The 21262-nt window shown below is 62.3% G+C and carries 16 protein-coding genes; 1 reads left to right on the top strand and 15 read right to left on the bottom strand.

Translation table 11 applies throughout. From position 1 onward, the window contains the following. The first annotated feature begins 257 nt into the window (after positions 1 to 257). Entirely contained in the window at positions 258 to 485 is a 228-nt protein-coding gene (locus NKJ73_RS24265) for a DUF680 domain-containing protein (RefSeq protein ID WP_352571370.1), read from the top strand. 264 nt (positions 486 to 749) lie between these two features. On the opposite strand, the gene NKJ73_RS24270 is transcribed toward NKJ73_RS24265, so the two are convergent. The 15 genes from NKJ73_RS24270 to bglB form a co-directional block, all read right to left on the bottom strand. Beyond that, positions 750 to 1499, bottom strand: a complete 750-nt coding sequence (locus NKJ73_RS24270) for a glucose 1-dehydrogenase (RefSeq protein ID WP_023674202.1) — start codon at positions 1497 to 1499, stop codon at positions 750 to 752. 113 nt (positions 1500 to 1612) lie between these two features. Then, positions 1613 to 1975, bottom strand: coding sequence for a hypothetical protein (locus tag NKJ73_RS24275; RefSeq protein ID WP_352571371.1), 363 nt, complete (start codon positions 1973 to 1975; stop codon positions 1613 to 1615). A gap of 50 nt (positions 1976 to 2025) precedes the next feature. Further along, on the bottom strand, positions 2026 to 3006 hold the full coding sequence (locus NKJ73_RS24280) for an alpha/beta fold hydrolase (protein ID WP_502899049.1): 981 nt from the start codon (positions 3004 to 3006) through the stop codon (positions 2026 to 2028). Positions 3007 to 3564: 558 nt separating this feature from the next. After that, positions 3565 to 4248, bottom strand: a complete 684-nt coding sequence (locus NKJ73_RS24285; protein ID WP_031211078.1) for a response regulator transcription factor — start codon at positions 4246 to 4248, stop codon at positions 3565 to 3567. Continuing rightward, entirely contained in the window at positions 4238 to 4627 is a 390-nt protein-coding gene (locus NKJ73_RS24290; RefSeq protein ID WP_031211076.1) for a response regulator, read from the bottom strand. Before NKJ73_RS24290 ends, NKJ73_RS24285 begins: the two co-directional genes overlap by 11 nt. A gap of 2 nt (positions 4628 to 4629) precedes the next feature. Then, on the bottom strand, positions 4630 to 5271 hold the full coding sequence (locus tag NKJ73_RS24295) for a response regulator transcription factor (RefSeq protein WP_023674196.1): 642 nt from the start codon (positions 5269 to 5271) through the stop codon (positions 4630 to 4632). Then, positions 5268 to 8105, bottom strand: a complete 2838-nt coding sequence (locus NKJ73_RS24300) for a sensor histidine kinase (protein WP_352571427.1) — start codon at positions 8103 to 8105, stop codon at positions 5268 to 5270. The genes NKJ73_RS24295 and NKJ73_RS24300 overlap by 4 nt, the downstream gene beginning before the upstream one ends. A gap of 374 nt (positions 8106 to 8479) precedes the next feature. Then, entirely contained in the window at positions 8480 to 11608 is a 3129-nt protein-coding gene (locus tag NKJ73_RS24305; protein WP_023674194.1) for a PAS domain-containing protein, read from the bottom strand. Between the two features lie 655 nt (positions 11609 to 12263). Next, positions 12264 to 13352 carry an ABC transporter ATP-binding protein gene (locus NKJ73_RS24310; RefSeq protein WP_023674193.1) on the bottom strand — a complete coding sequence of 363 codons (1089 nt, stop codon included), beginning with the start codon at positions 13350 to 13352 and terminating at the stop codon, positions 12264 to 12266. 7 nt (positions 13353 to 13359) lie between these two features. Further along, a complete protein-coding gene (locus NKJ73_RS24315) occupies positions 13360 to 14412 on the bottom strand; it encodes a carbohydrate ABC transporter permease (protein ID WP_023674192.1) in 1053 nt (350 codons plus the stop codon). Further along, on the bottom strand, positions 14409 to 15431 hold the full coding sequence (locus NKJ73_RS24320) for a carbohydrate ABC transporter permease (protein WP_023674191.1): 1023 nt from the start codon (positions 15429 to 15431) through the stop codon (positions 14409 to 14411). The genes NKJ73_RS24315 and NKJ73_RS24320 overlap by 4 nt, the downstream gene beginning before the upstream one ends. Continuing rightward, positions 15428 to 16696: an ABC transporter substrate-binding protein gene (locus tag NKJ73_RS24325; protein WP_352571372.1), complete on the bottom strand. Its 1269-nt coding sequence runs from the start codon at positions 16694 to 16696 to the stop codon at positions 15428 to 15430. Before NKJ73_RS24325 ends, NKJ73_RS24320 begins: the two co-directional genes overlap by 4 nt. A gap of 89 nt (positions 16697 to 16785) precedes the next feature. Further along, positions 16786 to 19305: a hypothetical protein gene (locus tag NKJ73_RS24330; protein WP_502905401.1), complete on the bottom strand. Its 2520-nt coding sequence runs from the start codon at positions 19303 to 19305 to the stop codon at positions 16786 to 16788. Further along, the gene (kduI, locus tag NKJ73_RS24335; protein ID WP_352571373.1) at positions 19302 to 20135 is read right to left on the bottom strand and encodes a 5-dehydro-4-deoxy-D-glucuronate isomerase; all 834 of its coding nucleotides are present in this window, start codon (positions 20133 to 20135) and stop codon (positions 19302 to 19304) included. The genes NKJ73_RS24330 and kduI overlap by 4 nt, the downstream gene beginning before the upstream one ends. Further along, positions 20132 to 21232 (bottom strand): beta-galactosidase BglB, encoded by a 1101-nt coding sequence (gene bglB, locus NKJ73_RS24340; protein WP_352571374.1) that lies wholly within the window; start codon positions 21230 to 21232, stop codon positions 20132 to 20134. Before bglB ends, kduI begins: the two co-directional genes overlap by 4 nt. Between the last annotated feature and the right edge of the window lie 30 nt (positions 21233 to 21262).

Below are 21262 nucleotides of genomic sequence, written 5' to 3' on the forward strand. Positions count from 1 at the left end.
TCCGCTAAACACGGGGGCTGCGCGGCGGACACGCCGACGTCACCGCAATGCCACGCCATTTTGCAGAACTTGACGCACACAACTGAACACGGCGGCAAAGCCTCCTCTCGTCAACGACATAGTTCCTGGCCTTCGGCCCGCATCGCCCAATGCCTTGGTATGAGTCAAACAGCCGGACCGTCTGATCGTGTCGCTGCGTCACGACATTTATATTTGCATGTGTGAATACCATCCAAACTATCAATGGAGTTACTGAAATGAAAATGACAGTCCTTGCTGTCGCCGTGTTTGTTATTACAGCAGGAAGCGCCACTGCCGGAAGCGACCACTATGGATCAAACGGAGCCCAGCAGCCTGCGACTGCCTCTGACAACATGTATACATCCTCGATCCAAAAAATGAACAACGATATCGGGGTGCCGAAAACCGCACGCAAGCCGACTGTTCCCAACGATGAATATGGCCAGGGCATCTGGGGTCACTGATCCCGACCTACAGAAAAATTTGAAGGACCGGGGCGTGACCTCGGTCCCTCCGCCGTATCGGCGAGCCGACTTCTCTCTTGCGCGTCGATCCCTGCAATGCGACTTGCCATTTACGTGGCTCAATTTGCACCACGTCGACAAAACGTCTCGCCTCCGACCTATTTGGCGGGATTCGTGCGGCAGCTTCCCGGAAAATCGTCGTGAGGAAGACCGATTGCTCCGGCGTTATTCGCCAGTCTATTGGCGCGACATCGCAGTCGTGGCTCAGAGCACTGCCATCCCGCCGTCGACCCGCAGATTGATGCCCGTGACGAAACTGCTCGCGTCCGAGGCAAGGAACAGAGCAGCTTTTGCCAGCTCTTCCGGCTGCCCCATCCGGCCCAGGGGTATTGCCTCCGCCATCGCCTTTTCAAACAGCCCGCGCTGCTCAAACGGTACGCCTAGCTTATCGAGAATAGCCGTATCCACCGGACCTGGGCTGAGCACGTTGACCCGGATGCCGCGAGACTTCAGTTCGATCGCCCAACCGCGCGCAAAGGCATTTATGGCCGCCTTCGAGCCCGCGTAAACAGCATGACCGTCCAGAACCTTCTCGCTGGCCAGCGAGCCTGTGAGGATGATTGCGCCGCCATTCCGCATGACCGGAATCAGCTTCTGGACGCCGAAGAAGACGCCCCGCGTATTGACGGCAAATTGCGCATCATATTCTGCCTCGGAGACGTCGGCCGAGTGCGTGATGGTGTTTATGCCGGCGTTCGCCATATAGATGTCGAGCGCCCCGAACCTCTGGCGGATCTGTTGCGCTACCTCGTCATGGTGCGACACGTCGGCCACATTTCCCTGAATGCCCAGCGCGCCTGCCCCGATCTGTGCGACCGCTTCCTCGACCGCCTGCCGCCGGCGGCCGGTAATGACGACTTGCGCGCCCTCGGCCGCAAAGATTTTTGCAGCCGATAGTCCGATCCCGCTGTTTCCGCCGGTGACCACTGCGATCTTGCCCGAGAGTGCGCCCATTTCGTTCCTGCCTTCGAAAAATAGTGCCGGTGCTGCTGCGATAGTCGCAACTGCTCGCCAAGAAAATTTCACGCCGAATTGAGACCGCCAAAATGAGCGGCAATCGCAAACGGCTACCGATTGATAAACTCCCGGCGCTTAGCCAGTTTGACGTCTTGGAGAGCGCTTTGGCCTTCAAGGCAGAACAAGCGCGCGGCGGCGACCCCCGACAGCGCGACGTACTGTCGAACGCCGGCGATCGCCTCCGCGCTGCACAGGCGCAGTTGCCCGAGTGGCAGCCGTGGCGCAGCATATGTTTCGCGCCTCTGCCAGCGCTCCAGCTCGATGGCGCAGTGGTTCGGTTCCACAATCCGGGACATGAGCCGACAGAACCAGCATTCAGGCCACCGCTCGGCTATGCGAGCGCACAAGGTTTGACCTGGCGCGCCACCCGAAATGCGGTTCAGGGCGCGCGAAATATTGCCAAAGGTGGTCATCGGCGGCTCCAAGGAATTGCGGAGAACATGCGGTCGTGACTGAGGGCGTGCTATCCTTTGATGAAGGCGAGCAGGTCAGCATTGACCTGATCTTGGTGCGTGGCCGTGATCCCGTGGGGCGCGCCGGGGTAATAGATATCCTTTGCGCCTTTGATCAATCGGGCCGACTTGACTGCCGAGTCCTTGACGGGGACGATCTGATCGTCCTCGCCATGCAGGACGAGGGTTGGTACGTCGAACTTCTTGAGGTCCTCGGTAAAATCGGTCTCGGAGAACGCCTTGACGCTTTCGTACGCGTTCACGAGACCCGCCTGCATGCTCCAGAGCCAGAACTGATCCAGAGTCCCCTGGGAAACCTTGGCGCCTGGCCTGTTCGCGCCATAAAACAACGGTGCGAGGTCCCGGTAGTACTGCGAACGATCCTTGACGAGGCCAGCCCTTATGCCGTCGAATACCTCGATCGGCAGACCTTCCGGATTGGCCGGCGTTTTCACCATGATCGGCGGAACAGCGGCGATAAGAACAGCCTTGGCCACCCGCTTCGTCCCGTGCCGTCCGATATAGCGAGCAACCTCGCCTCCTCCGGTGGAATGGCCGACCAGCGTGGCGTCCCGGAGATCCAGCGCCTCGATCACGGCTGCAAGATCGTCCGCATAGCCGTTCATGTCGTTGCCGGACGTGGCCTGGCTCGATCGGCCATGGCCGCGCCGGTCATGCGCAACGACCCGAAAGCCGTTATGGGCAAGAAAGAGCATCTGGCCGTCCCAGGCGTCGGAATTCAGCGGCCAGCCGTGCGAGAACGTGACGACAGGACCCTTGCCCCAATCCTTGTAGTAGATTTCGGTGCCATCCTTGGTCGTGATGGTGCTCATCGTCTTGGTTCCTTTGATTGAGGGGAAAGAGGGAAGGTTTTGTTTTCGGCTCGTTGCCGAAGCAGCGCGGGGCAGTCCGGCGGCTGCCGTAGAGATCAGGCCTGCCAACAAGACATCGCGGCGAGATCCGCCGACGGAGAAAAGTCCGTCTTTGTTCATCATATCCATCCATGTGCTTTGAGCATCCTGCTCACCATCACGACCGTCGAGTCGGCCTGTGCGGTCGCGTTCGGGGAGGAGCGAGCGAGGAGCGGTAGAAACGCGACGGTCGTGATGGCTTGCGAGGAACAGGATGCATCGATCCGGGCCGCGAACCTATTCTACGGAAGCATCTGTCATACGATGCCAAAGTGCAGGGCAGGCACGCCGAAGATAGGGCCGGGCTGAGGCAAGCTCTTATAGACACACGTCAATTTAGGCTTGGGTAGCGGCGCGGGGACCGACGCGGCATGGCCGGCGTCAGTTGCTGTTGCATGAAATGTTGCGACTTTGTCGGTCAGACTGGCGCCGCCAAAGGGCGCCGCTCAGTGGTAACCGATGTTTGGCGCGGCCTTGCCGCGAAACACCAACAGGACCACCGATGTACATCGGGATCACCCGCAGCAGCACGAGCGTACCAACAGGCAGGAGGCCTGGGCGCGCTGAGAAAGCACCTGAAATGGCCGGGCGCGCCGGGCGATCCTATTGGATGGGGCATGGATCGGCTTGTGCCAAAATCTAGACCTCGCGCATCGGCGCGGGCAGCGTTTCCCACGCCCGGATCAGCTCACCGATGGAAGCGGCTTCCATCTTGCGCATGACATTGCCGCGGTGAAGCTTGACCGTCACTTCACTGATGCCGAGGTCGAAGGCGATCTGCTTGTTGAGGCGTCCGCGCGCCACTTCACGCAGGACCTCGCGCTCGCGCGGCGTCAGCGTCTCGACGCGCTCGATGTTGCGCTTGACGATCACGGCATCCGCCCGCCGCTTGGCATCCACCGCAATGCCGGCGATCACAGCGTCAAGCAGCGTCTGATCCCGCACCGGTTTGGTGAGAAAGTCCACGGCGCCGGCCTTCATCGCCTGGACAGTCATCGGGATGTCGCCATGCCCGGTCAGGAAGATAATGGGTTTGGGGTTGCCGTTTTTCGCAAGATGGTGCTGCAGATCGAGACCGCTCGTCCCCGGCATGCGCACGTCGAGGATCAAGCAGCCGGGGCTCTCCAACACGTCGGCGTCAAGCAATTCACGGGTTGAGGTAAAGCACACCGGCAGGAAACCCGCCGACAGGATCAATTCAGACAGCGCCTCCCGAACAGAGGCATCATCATCGACAATAATGACCAGCGGCTGCTCGGCTTCAGCCCTTCGCTGCTGTGATGACGGCGTCGATCTCGGTAAGGGCAATTGGTCAACTCTCATGTTCAGCCTCCGTTTCTGGGTTGCGCAAAGCGTCGCCGATCGCCGCAAGCAGTGCCTGGCCATCGAACGGCTTGCGGAAAAGCCTGCCAATGCCCTTGGCGCGGTGCTGATCCACTATCTCGTGGCGGCCGGTGATCAGGAACACAGGCAGATCCGGACGCGCCTTCTTGACCAAGTCGCGAAGTTCAAAGCCGTCCATGCCTGGCATCCCGATGTCGGTGATAAGCATGTCCAATCCAGACAGGCCGCTGACCAGCAACGACCCTGCCGACGAGAAGCTGCGGGCCACATAGCCGGCGGACTCCAGAAGGTCCTCCAGCGACTCGAGCAGTCTTGGGTCATCGTCGACAATCGCCACGACAGGCCTCCGCTTGCTCACCCTCAGTTCCCCCCTGCCCGGCGCGAGTGCGTGATCGGTATTCCCAATCGCTCGGCGATGCGAACGAGGTCGGCGAGCGACGCCGCGACCATCTTCTGCATGACGTTCCTTCTATGAATTTCCAGCGTAACTTCGCTGATCCCCAGTTCAGCGGCCGCCTGCTTGTTGAGCAGACCACTGACCACCAGCGGCAGCACCTCACGTTCGCGCGGCGTCAGCTCGAGATAACGTTGCTTCAACACGCCCAGCTCGGCGCGCTCCGATCGCTGTACCCGATCCTGGGCAATCGCCGCATGGATTGCGGCCATGAGGTCTGCATCGCTGAAGGGCTTAGTCAGGAAATCCACGGCGCCGTGCTTGATCGCACGCACCGAGGACGGGATATCGCCATGTCCCGTCAGGAAAACGATCGGCGGATGATCGCCCTCGGCAATCTGCCGCTGCAGATCGAGGCCGTTAATATCCGGCAACTCGATATCGAGGATGAGGCAGGCAGGGACGTCCGGCTTGTCAGCGCGGATATAATCGCCCGCCGATCCGAACGCTAGGGCACACATGCCGTGTGTAGCCAGCAGCTCACTGAGCGCCTCCCGGATGCGTTCATCGTCATCTACGATGAAGACAATTTGGCCGTCCGTCGTCATGACGCCGCTTTCGCTTCAATCGGCAACGTGAAGATAAACGTCGCTCCACGTGGTTCGTTCTTCTCGACCCATAAACGCCCGCTGTGCGACTCGATGATCGAACGGCAGATCGCCAGTCCCATGCCCATCCCTTGCTCTTTCGTGGTAAAGAACGGTTCGAATATCCGGTCGGGAAACGCGACGCCCCGGCCGCGATCTCTGACTTCCGTCTGGACAACATCCCCGATATGGCGCACGCGGATGCTGATAACTCCGTCATCCGCACCAGAGTCCATCGCCTCCATGCCGTTGCGGATGAGATTGACCAGAACCTGCTGGATTTGGACGCGATCGAACGCGACTAGCGGAATGTCGCTTCCGACATCAACGCTGGTGCGAACGCCCCGACGCATCGCTTCCTCGGCCACGAGGTCGCGTGCCTCTGCGATGACACTGCTGAGCGTCGCATTGGTCCTCGTCTCGGTGGATTGCTTGAACAGCGCGCGGATGCGGCCGACGACGTCCGCCGCCGAATTAGCGTCCCGGATTATGCGCTCGGCCGTAATCTTCGCGCGTTCGACGTTCGGAGGGGCGGCGGACAGCCAACGGTGGCATGCATGGGAATTGGCGACGATCGCGGCCAGCGGCTGATTCACCTCGTGCGCGATCGAAGCGGAAAGCTCGGCGAGACTTGCAGCCTGAGTGGCTTGCGCGAGTTTGTCGGAGGCTTGTCGCAGCGCTTCCTGGGCGCGCACCTCTTCGTCGATGTCGAGGGAAACCCCGTACCATTGCACAACCGCCCCGTCTTCATCACGCCGCGGCTCCACCCTGCACTCCGCCCAGCGATAGCCATCTGTTTCGCGCCAGCGAAACCGCATCGCGGAACCGCCGCCTGTTTCGAAACAGCTCAGCAACGTGCGCAGCACCTCGGGAGCATCTTCGGGATGAACCAGTTCTTGCAGCAATTCCTCGATGCGCGGCTCTCCGAGTGTTTCGAAATTGGCGATGACGGCGCGGAAATGGTCCTGGTATCGCTTGTTGAAGTAGACCGGCCCGCCGGTCGGCACCGCGCTCCAAATGCGGACCGGCACAGCGTCGATCATCTGCTGAAGCTGCAATTCGCTCCGCCGCAGGGCCTCTTCGGCTTGCATCTGATCGTCTATGTCGTGACAGAGACCGTACCACTGCGCGATCAGCCCAGCGTGATCGTGCATCGGCTCCGCCCGGCTCGACATCCAGTGATAGATGCCATCGGCGCGGCGCAAGCGATACCTCATGGAGAAGCGCTCACCGGTGGCGAGGCAGTGACTGAGCGTATCGCCGAATGCTGCTGCGTCGTCCGGATGGACGATGGCCGCTATCATCGCCGCCAGCCGGCTGATGCCCTGTTTGTCCAAATCCGTTACGTCAAGGCCGAGAAAGTCGACCATTCGCTTGTTGAAAAAGGTCGGCTCGCCGTCCGGCGTCAGGCGCCAAACATGGCTCGGAACCATGTCGACAAGCTGCGAGAGCTCCCGCTCCCGGTCGCGTAATGCCTCCTGCGCGCGCACCTCATCGTCGATGTCAATGCTGGCCGTGTACCATTGCACGATCGCCCCACTCTGGTTCCGCAGCGGCTCGGCGCGGCCCTCCCTCCAGCGGTACACGCCGTCCGCGCGACGCAGGCGATACCTTATGGGATAGGGTTCGCCGGTGGCGAGCGAGCGGCTGAGCCATTCTCTCATCCTGGGTCCATCGTCGGGATGGACGGCTGCCGCGACCACGGTCGCCAGGCGGCTCGTGCCCGGCTTGTCCCAGTCCGCGATGTCGTTGAGGCCGATATAGTCTGTCGTGCGTTTGCTGAAGAAGGTTGGTTCGCCGTTGGGCGCCATACGGGCGATGTGAGCGGGGATCATTTCGACCAGCAACGAGAGTTCTCGCTCCCGCTCCCGCAAGGTCTCCACACTTTGGCGCAAAGTGAGCACCGCCGCCTGATGCTGCCTGGAAATGGCGGCCACGACGAGCGCCGAAAATGCAGAGATGGCCAGAAAAAGCTGCAGCATGATCTGGTTGTGCTTCTGGGACTCGGGATCGCCGGCAAATTGGCTGGCGCCGGATATCGTGAATACCGCCGTGATCAGAGCGAGAACGGTCAATGCTACGGCGGCGCCTCGGAACTCAAAGCGCACCGCGGCCCAAAGAAGAGGCGGCATGATGATGTAGGCGAAGGGCAGATAGCCGCTCAAGGAAAGGGCGGCGGTACCAAGAAAGATCAGCCCCAGGACGCAAGCTTCCATCCACCGCGCCGCCGAGAGCTGCGCCTTGCCGCGCCAGTTCTGGAACACGACCAGCGCCAGTGGCGCTACGATCAGGACTCCCGTCGCGTCTCCGATCCACCACAGCGGCCAAGCCGTCGCAAAGGTTTGCGATTGTATGCCAAACCACGAAAGCGCCGCACTTCCCACCGTCGCGCTTGCAACTGGCGCAACTCCAGCGGCCAGTGCGACGAATGCGAGAACGTCCCGCAACGTTTCCAGCCGAACTGGGCGCTTGCAGGTCTGGTTCACAAGCCATGCGCCGGCCACCGCTTCAAGAGCGTTGCCGGCAAAGATCAGGAAGGCCGCGGGCAGCGGAGTGTGGAACCACAAGAAGTTGCTGAACAGTTCTGCCACACAGGCCCCCAGCACCCACCACGGCCAGCTATACCTGGAGGCGAAGACAAGCGTAGCGATGAAAAGCCCGCTCGGAGGCCAAATGGAAATCCCTGTTCCAGGTATGATTGCGAGCGACTGGGCGAAGCCGCAGCCCAGGACATAGGCCGTAATAAAAAGCCCCAGATGTAAGAATTGGGGACGGTGCGACCAGACGCGCGACAACCTGCCTCTTTCAAGATCACTGATCATGTTGCCGCGAATCAGGCCCGGTTCATTCGTCGCGAAAGATCGGCCACTTCCCGGTCCGGATCGGTCCAAGTCATGCGTTAACGCGCGCGTTGCGCTGGAATCGGTCTCGCCAAGTGAGTTGGGCGCTATCGTCATCGGGTGCCCCTGACGGACAAACAAACTCTGGAGATTGTCGGCGCTTCGTGTAGCACTTGCTCTTGATAGCTGGACTGGGCTGACGGACTCACGTAGCCACCCTAATCCCGCCACGCCCCAACCGCACCTCATGGAAATCCATGCATTGCACGGGGCGGCGGCGCCCCTTCACCGAGAGCCGAAAAAACCAAGCGCTTACTGAGCGCCGCCAGTTATTGCGCAGCTTTCGCTTCAACCGGGAGGGTGAAGATGAATGTCGCCCCACGCGGCACGCTATTCTCCGCCCAAAGGCGTCCGCCGTGAGACTCGATGATCGAACGGGAGATCGCGAGCCCCATGCCCATTCCGTTCCCTTTCGTTGTAAAGAACGGCTCGAATATCTTGTCGGGACGTTCGATACCCGGGCCTCGGTCGCGGACCTCGGTCTGGATCGTGTCCTCTATCCGGCGCACGCGCATTCCGAGAACCTTGTCGCCCGCCGTGTTGTCCATCGCCTCCATGCCGTTGCGAATGAGGTTGACCAGGACCTGCTGAATCTGGACGCGATCGAACGCAACCAGCGGAAGGTTGCTTTCGACGTCGATGTCCATGCGAACGCGACGCCGCATGGCTTCCTCGGCCATAAGGTCACGTGCTTCGGCAACGACGCTGGGGATCGGTGTGCTGGTTCTCATTTCAAGCGAAGGTCTGAACAAGGCACGGATGCGGCTGACGACATCCGCCGCCGAGTTGGCATCGCGGATGATACGCTCGGCCGTGATCTTCGCGCGCTCGACGTTCGGGGGCTCGGCGGACAGCCAACGGTGGCATGCGTTGGAGTTGGCTACGATGGCGGCCAGCGGCTGGTTCACCTCATGAGCGATGGATGCGGAGAGTTCGGCAAGGCTCGCCGCCTGGCTCGCACGCGCAAGTCTCTCTTGTGCCAGCCGAAGCTCCTCTTGTGTCCGCACCTCATTTTCGATGTCGAGGCAGATAACGTTCCACTGCACTATGGCGCCTTCAGCGTTGCGCATCGGCGCGGCGCGCGTCTCGACCCAGCGATATTCACCATCGAAGCGCCGCAGACGGTGCCGTCGCGCATACGGCTCGCCTGTGGACAGGCAATGGGCATATCTCTCTTTGACACCTGTCAGGTCGTCGGGATGAACACCGGCGTCGAGTGTGCCAGCCAGCCGGGACTTTCCCGCTTCGTCCAATTCCTCAAGATTGTATCCGAGGAATTCGCGGAGCTGCTGGCTGCGATATATCGGTTCGCCATCCGGCGCGGCGCAATCGATCATTGCCGGCAGCGTTTCAACGAGCTGCCAGAGAGCGCGTTCTCTCTCGCGCAGCGCCTCTTCGACGCGCAGCTGATCGTCGATGTCGTGCGTAAGGCCGTACCATTGGACGATGCGTCCACCCTGGTCCCGCAGCGGCTCCGCGCGGCCCTCCATCCAACGATAAACGCCATCGGCACGGCGCAGGCGATACTTCATGAAGAAGCGCTCGCCGGTGGCAAAGCAGCTGTCGAGTGCTTCCTTCAGGCTGGCTGCATCGTCGGGATGGACGACGGTGGCAATGAAGGCCGCCAGCAGGCTCGTGTCCGGCTTTTCCGCGTCCGCTATGTCCAGGCCGAGAAAATCTATCAGGCGCTTGTTGAAGAAGGTCGGCTCACCGTTGGGAGACAGCCGCCAGAGGTAGCTCGGAACCATGTTGACGAGCTGCGAGAGCTCTCGTTCCCGGTCGTGCAACGCGGCTTGCGTGGTCACCAGGTCATGGATGTCGACGCTCACGCCGTACCATTGGAGAATGCTGCCATCTTCGTCGCGCAGCGGCTCGGCGCGAGTCTCGGTCCAGCGATAGCCGCTGTCGGCCCGCCTCTGGCGATATCTCTGAACGTAAGGCACGCCCGTTGCGAATGAATGGCGGATCGCCTGCCGTGCGGTGTCGATATCGTCTGGGTGGATCACGCTCAGCGACGGCGACCCGTCCGGGGCGGTGATGTCGTGGAGCGTGGCCCCGGTTACATCGGTGAACCGTTTGTTGACGTAGGAAGGCGTCCCTTCCCGTGTCGTACTCCAGATCAAAGCGGGCACGGTGTCGATCAGCTGCTGAAGGCGCCGCTCACTTTTGCGCAACGCGGCCTGCGCGCGCACCTCATCGTCGATGTCGAGAGAAACCCCGTACCACTGCACGACCGTTCCGTCGTCATCGCGCCGCGGCTCGACCCTGCACTCTGCCCAGCGATAGGTGCCGTCTTTTTCGCGCCAGCGAAACCGCATCGCGGAGCCGCCGCCAGTTTCGAAACAGGTCAACAACGTGCGCTGCACCTCGGGCGCATCTTCGGGATGAATCACCTCGTGCAGCAACGTTTCGATGCCCGGCTCGCCGAGCACATCAAAGTTCGCGATAACGGAGCGGAAATGGTCCTGGTATCGCTTGTTGAAGTAGACCGGCCCGCCGGTCGGCATCACACTCCAGATGCGGACCGGCACCGCGTCGATCATGTGCTGAAGTTGCTGCTCGCTCTGCCGCAACGCCGCTTCGGCGTGCATCTGATCGTCTATGTCGTGACAGAGGCCGTACCACTGGACGATGCGGCCGGCGTCATCGCGCATCGGCTCCGCCCGGCTCGACATCCAGCGATAGACGCCATCGGCACGGCGCAGGCGATAGCGCATCGCGAAGCTCGCACCGGTAGCGAAGCAACCACGGAGTGCATCGCCGAATGCTGCCGCGTCGTCCGGATGAACGGCGGCCTGTATCATCACCGCCAGCCGGCTCATGCCCGGTCGGTCCAGATCCGCTACGTCGAGGCCGAGAAAGTCGACCATGCGCCCATTGAAGAAGATCGGCTCGCCGTCGGGATCGAGCCGCCAGATGTGACTCGGGACCATGTCCACGAGTTGCGAGAGTTCCCGCTCCCGGTCGCGCAATGCTGACTCGGCCCGCTTCTGGTCCTCAATGTCTATTGTCGTGCCGTACCATTGAATGATGCGCCCCTGGCTATCGCGAAAAGGTCGTCCTGAGCTTCGAAACCAGCGATAGACGCCATCGGCGCGCCGCAGGCGATGCTCGGTATCATAGGGATCGCCGGTTTCGAGGCAATGCCGCCATCTGGCGGCTACAGGATCATAATCGTCGGGATGGACGGCTCGACGCCAGCCGAACTCATCGTCGTCTTCGGAAGTGTTGAGACCCTCATGCGTGTTGCCGAGGAACGCCAGGGTGTTTGGGCTGACATAGGTGAATCTTCCGGCGGCATCGGCTGCCCACGCGTGGCCGGGCATGCTCTCGATGATTTGCAGCGCAAGCGTTGCTTCGGGGTCGATTTCGCCAAGTGAGTTGGACGCTGCTGTCATTGGCTTCTCCTGTCGGACAAAAAAGCCTGGGGACGGTCAGCGCTTGATATAGCACTTGTTTTCAATATCTGGACAGGCGAACTCACCGCCTAAATCTAGTTCCGCCATGCCTCGGCTGCATCTCATGGAAATCCATGCATTGCGCGGAGATATCGCCGCTACGGGGGCCCTTACGATGGCCTCGCGCGAGGAGCGACGCGGATCGATGCATCAACACATATCACTGGGAATACGAGCCGGACAGGTAAGACGCTACCGCTCGTCGAAGCAGACAGCAGCCACATCGCGCCTGCGAAGAGCAGAATGCCAAATGGCGCAAGCGTGATCAGGCGCATCCCGGTCCTTTGGATGACGAAGCCGGACAACAGAACCTGATCGGTAGTTCGTACTGAACCTCAGCACAGGTCGTATTATCAGTCAGCCGGATTCAGGCGCGCGAACGTGCCGGCGCGGATCTCCGTAGTGCCGAAGACCGCCCACGAGAAAATCCACTTTGAAGTGTTTCCGGATCATCCTGTGGCAGCAATGATCGCAGAGAGCGCCCTCTTGAAGAGTTCGGTTGTCTTAACGTTCACCTATTTTGACAAGCGCAACACGCATTCGCTGTGCGCAGTTGCGAGGGTTCATGAAAAGCAACCCACTATCTTGCCGCCGGCTAACGCGGTGCGACACGCAGCCCGGCGGCATCGAAGAGATGCATGCGCTCCGGCGGCAGAGCGAGGTTGATCGGCGGCCCTTGCGATTCAACGCCCTGCTGCTTGAGAACGGCGATAAGTTTGCTGTCGCCGGCAATGGTGGCGTGGACAACTGTTTCCGGTCCCAACGCCTCGGCCAGCGTTACCCGCGCTTCCACCGATCCCTTGCCGCCATTCGAAAGTTGGATGTCGTGTGGCCGGATGCCAAGCGTCGCGTCGTCTCCCGGTTTCAGCGCGACCCCGTCGGCGGCGATCGAGGCCGACAGCCCGCCTGGACCTTCGACACGCACCTCGGCGCCGCTTGCCGAACGCACCTTCACCGGCAGCAGGTTCATCCGCGGCGCGCCGATGAAGCCGGCGACGAACAGGTTGGCCGGCGCGTTGTAGAGATCGAGCGGCCGGCCGACCTGTTCGATCCGCCCCGAGCGCATGACCACGATGCGGTCCGCCAGCGTCATCGCCTCGATCTGGTCATGGGTGACGTAGACCATCGTGGTTGCCAGCCGCCGGTGCAGGCCCGCCAGTTCAGCGCGCATGGTGATGCGCAGTTCGGCATCGAGGTTGGACAGCGGTTCATCGAGCAGAAAGGCGGTCGGATTGCGCACCACCGCACGGCCGATCGCCACGCGCTGCTTCTGGCCGCCCGACAATTGACCGGGCCGGCGGTCTAGATAGGGAGCAATTTCCAGCATGCGCGTCGCTTCCGTGATCCGCGCGTCGATCTCGGCCTTCGGCATACGAATGTTTTCAAGCCCGAAGGCGAGGTTCTGGCGCACGCTCATGTGCGGGTAGAGCGCGTAAGACTGGAACACCATCGCCAGACCGCGTTGCGCGGCCGAAACGTTAGTGACGTCGACCCCGTCGATCTCGACCTTGCCGTCGGTCGGCCGATCGAGCCCGGCAATCAACCGCAGCAGCGTGGACTTGCCGCAACCCGACGGGCCGACGAGGACCAGCATCTCGCCGTCACCGACGTCGAGGTTGATGCCGTGCAAGATCTTCATCTTGCCGTAAGCGCGATCGATGTTGGTCAGCGTTATCCGTCCCATGACATCCTCACTTCAGCCCGGTGCCGGCAATGCCGGAAGTGATGTAACGCTGCAGGAAGACGAAGACGAGGACGACGGGGATCATCGTCACCACGGTCATCGCCAGGATGTAGTGCCACTGCACGTTTAGCTGGCCGGCATAGGTGTTGAGGCCGACCTGGAGTGTGTAGAGTTCCTTGCGCGACAGCACCACCAGCGGCCACAGAAAGTCGTTCCAGCGCCAGACGACCGAGAAGATCGCCAGCACGGCGAGCGCCGGTGCTGCAAGCGGCAATACGATGCGCCAGTAGATCTGCCATTCGGAAGCGTTGTCCATGCGCGCCGCATCGAGCAGCTCGTCGGGGATGGTCAGCATATATTGGCGCAGCAGGAAGACGCCGGTTGGCGTCGCCACGGTCGGCAAAATCACGCCCCACAGCGAATCGAGCAGTCCGACGGCGCCCACCACCGAATAGAGCGGCACCAGGATGACCGACAGCGGCACCATCAGCGTACCGACGATCACAAGCATCGTCAGATCGCGACCGCGGAACTTGTATTTCGACAAGGCGAAGGCGGCCATCGAATTGGTGAGCAGCGTGATCAGCGTTGCCATTGCCGTCACAAAAACCGAATTGCGCAGATAGCGCAGGAAGTCGAAATGGACGAAGGGCTCGGTGTAATTCTCCGTCGCGAAGCCGATTTCGCGCACCGGCTGCCGGTCGGCGATGTTGACCTTCACGATATCGTTCGGCGCCTGCGGATCCACCATTTGCGCCACGATGCCGATGCGCCGCACCTCGGCCAGCACCTTGGTCGAACCATCCGGCAACTTCACCCTGTAGAGGGTCAGCGGCTTGTCGTAGCCTTCGACCCTCGCGTGTTGGCTGACATAAGGCATTATGGTCGGCGGGAACTCGGCGAGCTGTGCCGGCGTCTTGAATGACGAACCCACCAGCCAGACGGCCGGGCCGAACATGATGACAACGCCGCCGAGCAGCCACAGCCAGCTCACGATATCCGTCCAGTGCCAGCCGCGACCGCCGCGCCGGCGGGTCAGGAATGTCATCACGCCGCTCATTCGCGGGCTCCTTTCCGCTCACCCCGGCGTCCGACCTGCAGCTGAACCAAGGTGAGCACGACCAGCACCAACCCCATCAGGATCGAAGCCGCCGAAGCCAGCCCCGGGTTGCGCAGCAGGGAGGCGAAGCCGATCTCATAGATGTACTGCGTGATATAGAGGGTCGAGGTTCCCGGCCCTCCACCCGTCAGCACATAGACTTCGTCGAAGATCTGCACAGCGCGGATCAGCGCCAGTACGATAACGACAAGCAGATTCGGCATCAGCAGCGGCAGCGTGATGCGCCAGAACACCCGCGCCGGCTTCGTGCCGTCCATCTCGGCCGCTTCGTAAAGGTCGCGCGGGATCGCCTGCAATCCGGCAAGCAAGATCAGCGTATAGAAGCCCATATGTGCCCAAACCGAAACGCTGACCGCGGCGGTGAAAGCCCAGAAACGGTCTGTCAGCCAGTTGTGCGGCTCGCCGCCCAGATCATGGACGATCAGGTTGAGCAGGCCCTGGCGCTGCAGGATCCAACGCCAGATCAGGCCGGTGACGACGGGCGACAACAGCACCGGAAAGAAGAACACCGCGCGCCAGAAGCTGCGCCCGACGATCTCGCGGTTGAGGATCAACGCTGTCGCCATCGACACGACCGTCATCAGCGCCACCTGCACGACGACGAACAGGCCGGTATTGTGCACGGCCTTCCAGAAGAGATCCTCGTGGCAAGTGGCAGTGTCCAGGTAGTTGCCGCAATCGAGCAGGCGCTGATATTGCTCGAGCCCCACATAGGTTCGGTCCTGCAGGAAGTAGGCCGTTCCCGACGTGGCCGAATAGAAAAAGTTGATGATCATCGGCACCAGGACGAAAATGCCGAAGATCGCCATGTTTGGGGCGAGGAAGAACGCGGCCATGCCGCCGGTGCCCGTCGCTCGCTGCCAGAACTTCAGCGGCACGTTGACGATCGACGCCAGCCACACGACCGGCGCCGCGAGGGCGGCGCCAATCCCTGCCTTCAGTGTCGCGGCGGCGGTCACTTCGCCTCGGCAACCTTGTCGGCGATATCCTGGTCGATCCTGCCCCAGGCATCGTCGAGGCTGAGCTCGCCGGCCATCACCTGGCTGACGCGCGTCACCAGCGCGGCGAAGTAAGCGTTGGCCCACTTCCACGGCGGCAGCGCATCGGCCGCCGGCAGGGTTTCAGCCGCCGCCTTGACGAACTTGTCGAGCGCCGGACCGACGTTCTTGTCGGCCGAGACCCATTTCAGCCCGCCCTTGTCTACGACGCCCTTGTGCGCGGGCAGAAACAGCGTGCGCTCGCTGAACTCTTTTACCACGTCTTCACGGGCCAGATAATCCATGACCTTGGCGACGTCCTTGGGATTCTTCGTGTATTTGATGGCGACCAGCGCCGCGCCGCCCTTCACGCCCGAACAGCCTGCGGTAGCGCAAGGCGAGCCGGTCGCCACCCAGTCGAAACTATCGCCGATCTTGGTCGATAGATTGGCGACCTGCCAGCTACCCGAATAATAAAACGGGATCTGGGCGTTGATGAAGTCGTCGGCGGCCGCGCGATAGGTCGAGCCTGCCGCCGAAACCCAGGTATCCTTCAGCATCAGGCCCTTGGCGGTCCAGTCGACGAGCTTGCCGACGAAAGCCTTGGTGCCGTCGTCCACTTTCGCCGGCATGCCATCGGGGCCGATATAGTTCGCTCCGAAGGAGACATTCGGACCCGAAATGCGGTGACCGGAACGGTCGATGGCGAAGGCAGCCGGAAGCTGCTGGCTCTTCGCCACCTCGGCGGCGGCTTTGACCCAGTCGTCCCAGGTCGCCTTGTCACCGGGCAGCGGCACGCCGGCCTGTTCGAACAGCGTCTTGTTGGCGAAGCCGCCGGTGAGCGTGAGCTGGGTCATGAAACCCGGGATGGCGTTGGAGCCGTCGGGGCGCATCCAGTCCAGCGTGTCAGCGAAATTGTCCTCCCAATATTTCGGATCGGCCACCAGTGGCCTGAGATCGAGCCAGTGCTGGGCAAGCTCCTTGATGTTTGTGACGCGGGCGATGTCCGGACCCTGGCCGGCTTCGAGCTGGATGGGCAACTGCTCCTGGATCACCTTGTAGGCGACGTTGTCGAGCGTGACGTGGATGTCGGGATTGTCCTTCATGAAGCGGTTCAGAATGTCCTGGATGACATCGCCCTCGACACCGTCCGAATACCACATGATGCGCACGTCGCCGGCAAACGCGCTGGTCGATGCGAGCAGGCTGACCGATAGCGCGGCCAGCAAAGTGCGGGTCTTATTCATGCTTCGTCTCCTCCTTTAGCGGGGCGGCGCCCCGATGGTTCAAGCCTGCTACGCCCTCCTCCTCTTGAGCGTCGCAGCCGATCTCCTCCCTACTCTCTGTGCTTCATGCGCATCGCCTCACCGCGCACGGTCCAGTTGGCCGGATCGAGTGTACGTCCCTCAGCCACGATCCTTGCGTCGGCGAGGAAATGCACCGTGCCGTATTCCGGATCCTCGACGATCAACTCGCCGCCGGGACCCGACCGCACCGACAGGTCCCCAAAAACGGCAGTCCAGGCGTCGAGGGCCGGCCGATTGGCATTCTGGTCACCGAGGCGAATGATCCATGTCGTCCTGCGTCCCGCCGCCCGCAACTCGTTGCCGGCCGTCGGGCCGGCCACTACCTGCGTGAGCGGAACATCCGTCTTCAGCATGACGAAGGCGTCGCCCGATTGCGCGAACGCCCGATCGCCACCCACTTGCACGGCATCGAAGGCACGTGCGGGAAACCAGGCGTGCGTGAAGTCGGGTTGTTCATCCGAGCAGAAGAAGCTGACGACGGCGAGGTCGCGGTATTGGTGAAGCCGGGGCAAAGTGCCTGAGCCACCCCAATATGATGGTCTGCCATATCCCGACTGCAGCACTTCGCCGGGGTGGTTGATCCAGATCTGCGCATCCGGATTCTTGCCCAGCCGGGCGTGAATGACGGTCTCCTGATAACCCCATTGGTTCCAGCGGTAGCCAGCGGCGCTGCCCATCGCATGGTCGCGCGTCTTGTAGTGGTAGAGCCGCGCGAAGCGGTCTTGTCCCTGCGCAAAAGTCCATTCCCACGCCGTATCGTCGGTGAGGGAAGCAATTGCTGCCAACCCGTCCGGAACGCTCAAATCGTGATCCCGCAGGCACAATGCCAGCTGCGGCAGCGCGTGAAAGCGCATGCCGTAGTTGCCCTTGCCCCAAAGCATGCGGCAGATGCCGGATAATTCCAGGGAACGCGCGGCGCGCAGCGTGTGCTCATAGGAGCGGCCCTGCGCCCCGGTGAGGATGCCGCGATGCGCCGAGCGGGCGACGATTTCAAGCAGGCGTATGATTGCCTTGCCGGCACGTTCGGCGATGTCCTTGTCCGGGGCCAGCGCGTAAAGCGCGCACAGGCCCTTGAGGTCGATCGGGAAATAAGGCGCCGAGTTGAACTCGGCCATCTCCCATGCCTCGAAATGGTCGAGCCAGGCGCGTACACGCGCGGCTCCAACCGCGGACTGTTCGCGGCCAAGGCGGCCCGACCGCACGAACCGCACATCAGGCAACAGGCCCCCGGCAATATAGGCGGCGGTGTGGAAGAGCAGCGCGTGGTTCTCGGAGAAGTACCACTGCACATCATTGCCGGGCTCGTCCATCCAGTAGCGATAGCCGAGGATGGCGTTGTCGACGCGCGCGCGCAGGCTCGCTTCCAGCCGATCGCCATAGGCCTTGCGGCACCACAGCAGCGGCACCAGGATGAAGTCGGCGCAATCGTGACAATCCTCGATCGCCGGCAGCGTGCCGGAGATCATGGCGTCGGTCTCGGCGCCCTGCCGCCCGATCGCCAGGCGCGCCAGCGCGCGCACCGTATCGGCCTCGGCGTGACCGGCGACCTCGCGCAGGGCTTCATCTATACGCGCGGTAAGCGTTTCCGGCGCATCGCCCTGACGGCGCGCGTGGCATATCTCGACGCCGAAGACACGCGATACGGCATGGTCTGCGACCGTCAGCGCCACCTTGAAATGGCGAAAGTCGGCCGGCAGCTGCTCGGTATCGGCGATCGGCAGCCGCGTCTGGCCCGCCGGCAGATCGAAGGCGAAGCGCACCGGCGTCTCGATCGACATGAAATCGCCTTCGATCTCGATCTCGACTTGCGCGTCGCGCGGCAGGGCCACGCCGGTGACGAGCGCCACCTCGCCGCCGTCATAGGCGGGACGGTCGAAATGCATGTCGTCAAGGGCTGCTTCCATCGCATCGGCAACGCCGCTCTCGACTTCGATCGGCAGTGCCACCGAAGCAGCCGGACCGGATAGATAATCGAGCTGGAAATAGTAGCGGGCGTCGCGCTCTGCGAGATCGTCGAACCATATCCGGACGTCGTTGCGGCCGGCCTTCAGCGCGATCTTGAAATGCTCTGCACTTTCCAGATTGCGGCCGTAGGGCGCCATCCAGCCGGCTTCCTCGCCATTGGCAAAGAGTGTGGCGCCGCCGCATGTGCGCAGCCGCACCAGCGCCTCGCCAGTCGAGGCCGCCTCGATGGTGGTCTCGGCCCAGGTTCCAAGCACCGTCGGCCGGAACCAGAAGCCCGATAGGTCGATGCGCGGCGAGGCGAAGGGCAGCCAGATGCGCTCGGCGCCGAATTCGGCGCTGACCTGTGGTCGCTTGCCGCGTCGTTCCGCTGCGAACTGCGTGCGGCACGGATATTCATGGGGAATGAAATTCTTGTGCTTGGTCAGGAAGAAGAAGGGGTCCATCTCGCCTTGCATGGGCTGGTCGGCCACGTCGTAGCGTTGCTCGGCGATAGACCCGAGCCGCCAATAGACGATTGGCTGCCCCGCCATGAGCGGCCGGCGCAGCGTAAAATCCGTCCGAACGCTTTGCGCGGCCTCGCTCATCGCAAATCCTTCACGGCAACTGGATAGACATCGGTGTAGGCCTGGTTCTCGCCGGTCATGCCCCAGACGAAGGCATAGGGGCCGGTGCCGGCACCCATATGGATAGACCAGGCAGGCGACAGGACGACGTCGCCGTCAGCGACCATCAGGTGGCGCGTCTTGTCTGGCCGGCCCATCAGATGGATTACACGGTCGGCCTCGGCGAGGTCGAAATAGCAATAAGCTTCCATGCGCCGCTCATGCAGATGCGGCGGCATGGTGTTCCACACACTGCCCGGCGCGAGGTCGGTGATCCCCATCAGCAAGAGGCAGGACGGGGCCACTTCGGGATGGATGTACATGCGTAGCGTGCGCCTGTTCGCGCGGGCCTCCTCGCCGAGCACAAGCGGCCTGGCTTCGCTGGTGACGATGAGACGGTGCGCAACATCGGCGCCGGCCGGCACCGAGTTCATGTAGAAGCGTGCCGGCCTCTCCGGATCGTCGCTCTCCAGCGTCACCTCACGCGCTCCGCGTCCGACATAGACGATGTCGCGGTTAGCCACGTGAAAGCGCCGGCCGTCCACCGCGACCGTGCCATTGCCGCCGAGATTGGCGATGCCCATCTCGCGCGCGTCAAAGAAGAGCGGGGTGCCGACTTCGGCCCCGTTGCCGAATGCCAGCGGGTTGGCCAGCGGCACCGCGCCACCGACGATCATGCGGTCGACATGGGTGTAGACGAATTCGATCGCGCCAGGCCGGAACAAGCCGTCGACGAGGAACTCGGCCCTCAGCCGGTCCGTGTCCATGCCGGCAATATCGCCCGGCGACGCGCCATAGAGCGTCCGCATCATGCCGCCTCCACCTTCGACTGCAGATGCCGCGCCCCTTCGGTCAGGCACAGAATGGCCAGCGCCTGCCCGTAGCCCGTCGGATGGATGGGTATATCGCGATAGAACTGCAGGTCGGCGCCCATGCGTGTGCCATAGGACACGTTCGCCACCACACCTTTGTCATCGATGTTGGCCACCACGGCTTCCAAGGCGCGGAGGCCGGCGGCACGGCACTCTGTCGAGCCGATTCCGAGCCGCGCGGCCTTCATCAACCCGTAGCCGAAGCCGGCCGTGGCGGAAATCTCCTCGTAAGATGTCGGGTCGTCGAGCAGAGTGTGCCATGCGCCCGAACCTGCCTGCACCTCGAGCAGGGCGTTGATCTGCGTGTCCAGCACGCCGAGCAGATAGGCCCGGACCGAAGGTGCAATTTCGGCGAACTCCACCAGTTCCAGGATGCCGACGGTAATCCAGGCATTGCCTCTCGCCCAACGCGCGCGGGCGAAATTGTGCCGTCCCGCGAACGTCCAGCCGTGAAACCACAGCCCTGATGCCGGGTCAGCGAGATAACGGGCGTGGACCAGGAATTGCCTTTCTGCTTCCTCGACGAAGCGACGCTGGCCGGCAGCCTGGCCGTAGGATGCGAGGAACAGCGCCACCATGAACAGCGTGTCGTCCCACAATTCGTCGTCATTGACCCGGTCCGAAACATCATGCTGGAAACCGCCTTCGGGCGTCCGCGGCAAGGCGGTGGCCACGCGCTCGGCCCATTCGCGCAGCACCGGCTCGAAGCGCGGCTGGCGCCGGCGCCGCCACAATTCGCTTAGCGCCAAAAGGGGCGCGGTGGTGTTGACGTTCATCGCAGGGAGACCGGCAGCGATGCGTCGGTCGTACCAGGCCTCGATCGTCTGCAGCAGCCGATCGTCGCCGGTCTGCGCCCACAGCCGAACCAGCCCGTAGAGCCCGACGCCTTGCGGCCATTCCCAGCTGTCGAAGCTGACATAATCGCCCGGCGTGCCGTCGAGATTCGGCTCATGGAACCGCCCGTCATGACGCAAGCCGGTCATGCCCGCCACGAGGCTGGCAAGCGCGGAATTCAGGCGTTCGGCCGATAGCGGCATCACTCCTCCCGTTTCTCCCGCTTCATCAGA

Origin of the sequence: Mesorhizobium sp. M0074, from assembly GCF_040322975.1 — a bacterium.
In the GTDB taxonomy this organism is placed as follows: Bacteria; Pseudomonadota; Alphaproteobacteria; order Rhizobiales; family Rhizobiaceae; genus Mesorhizobium.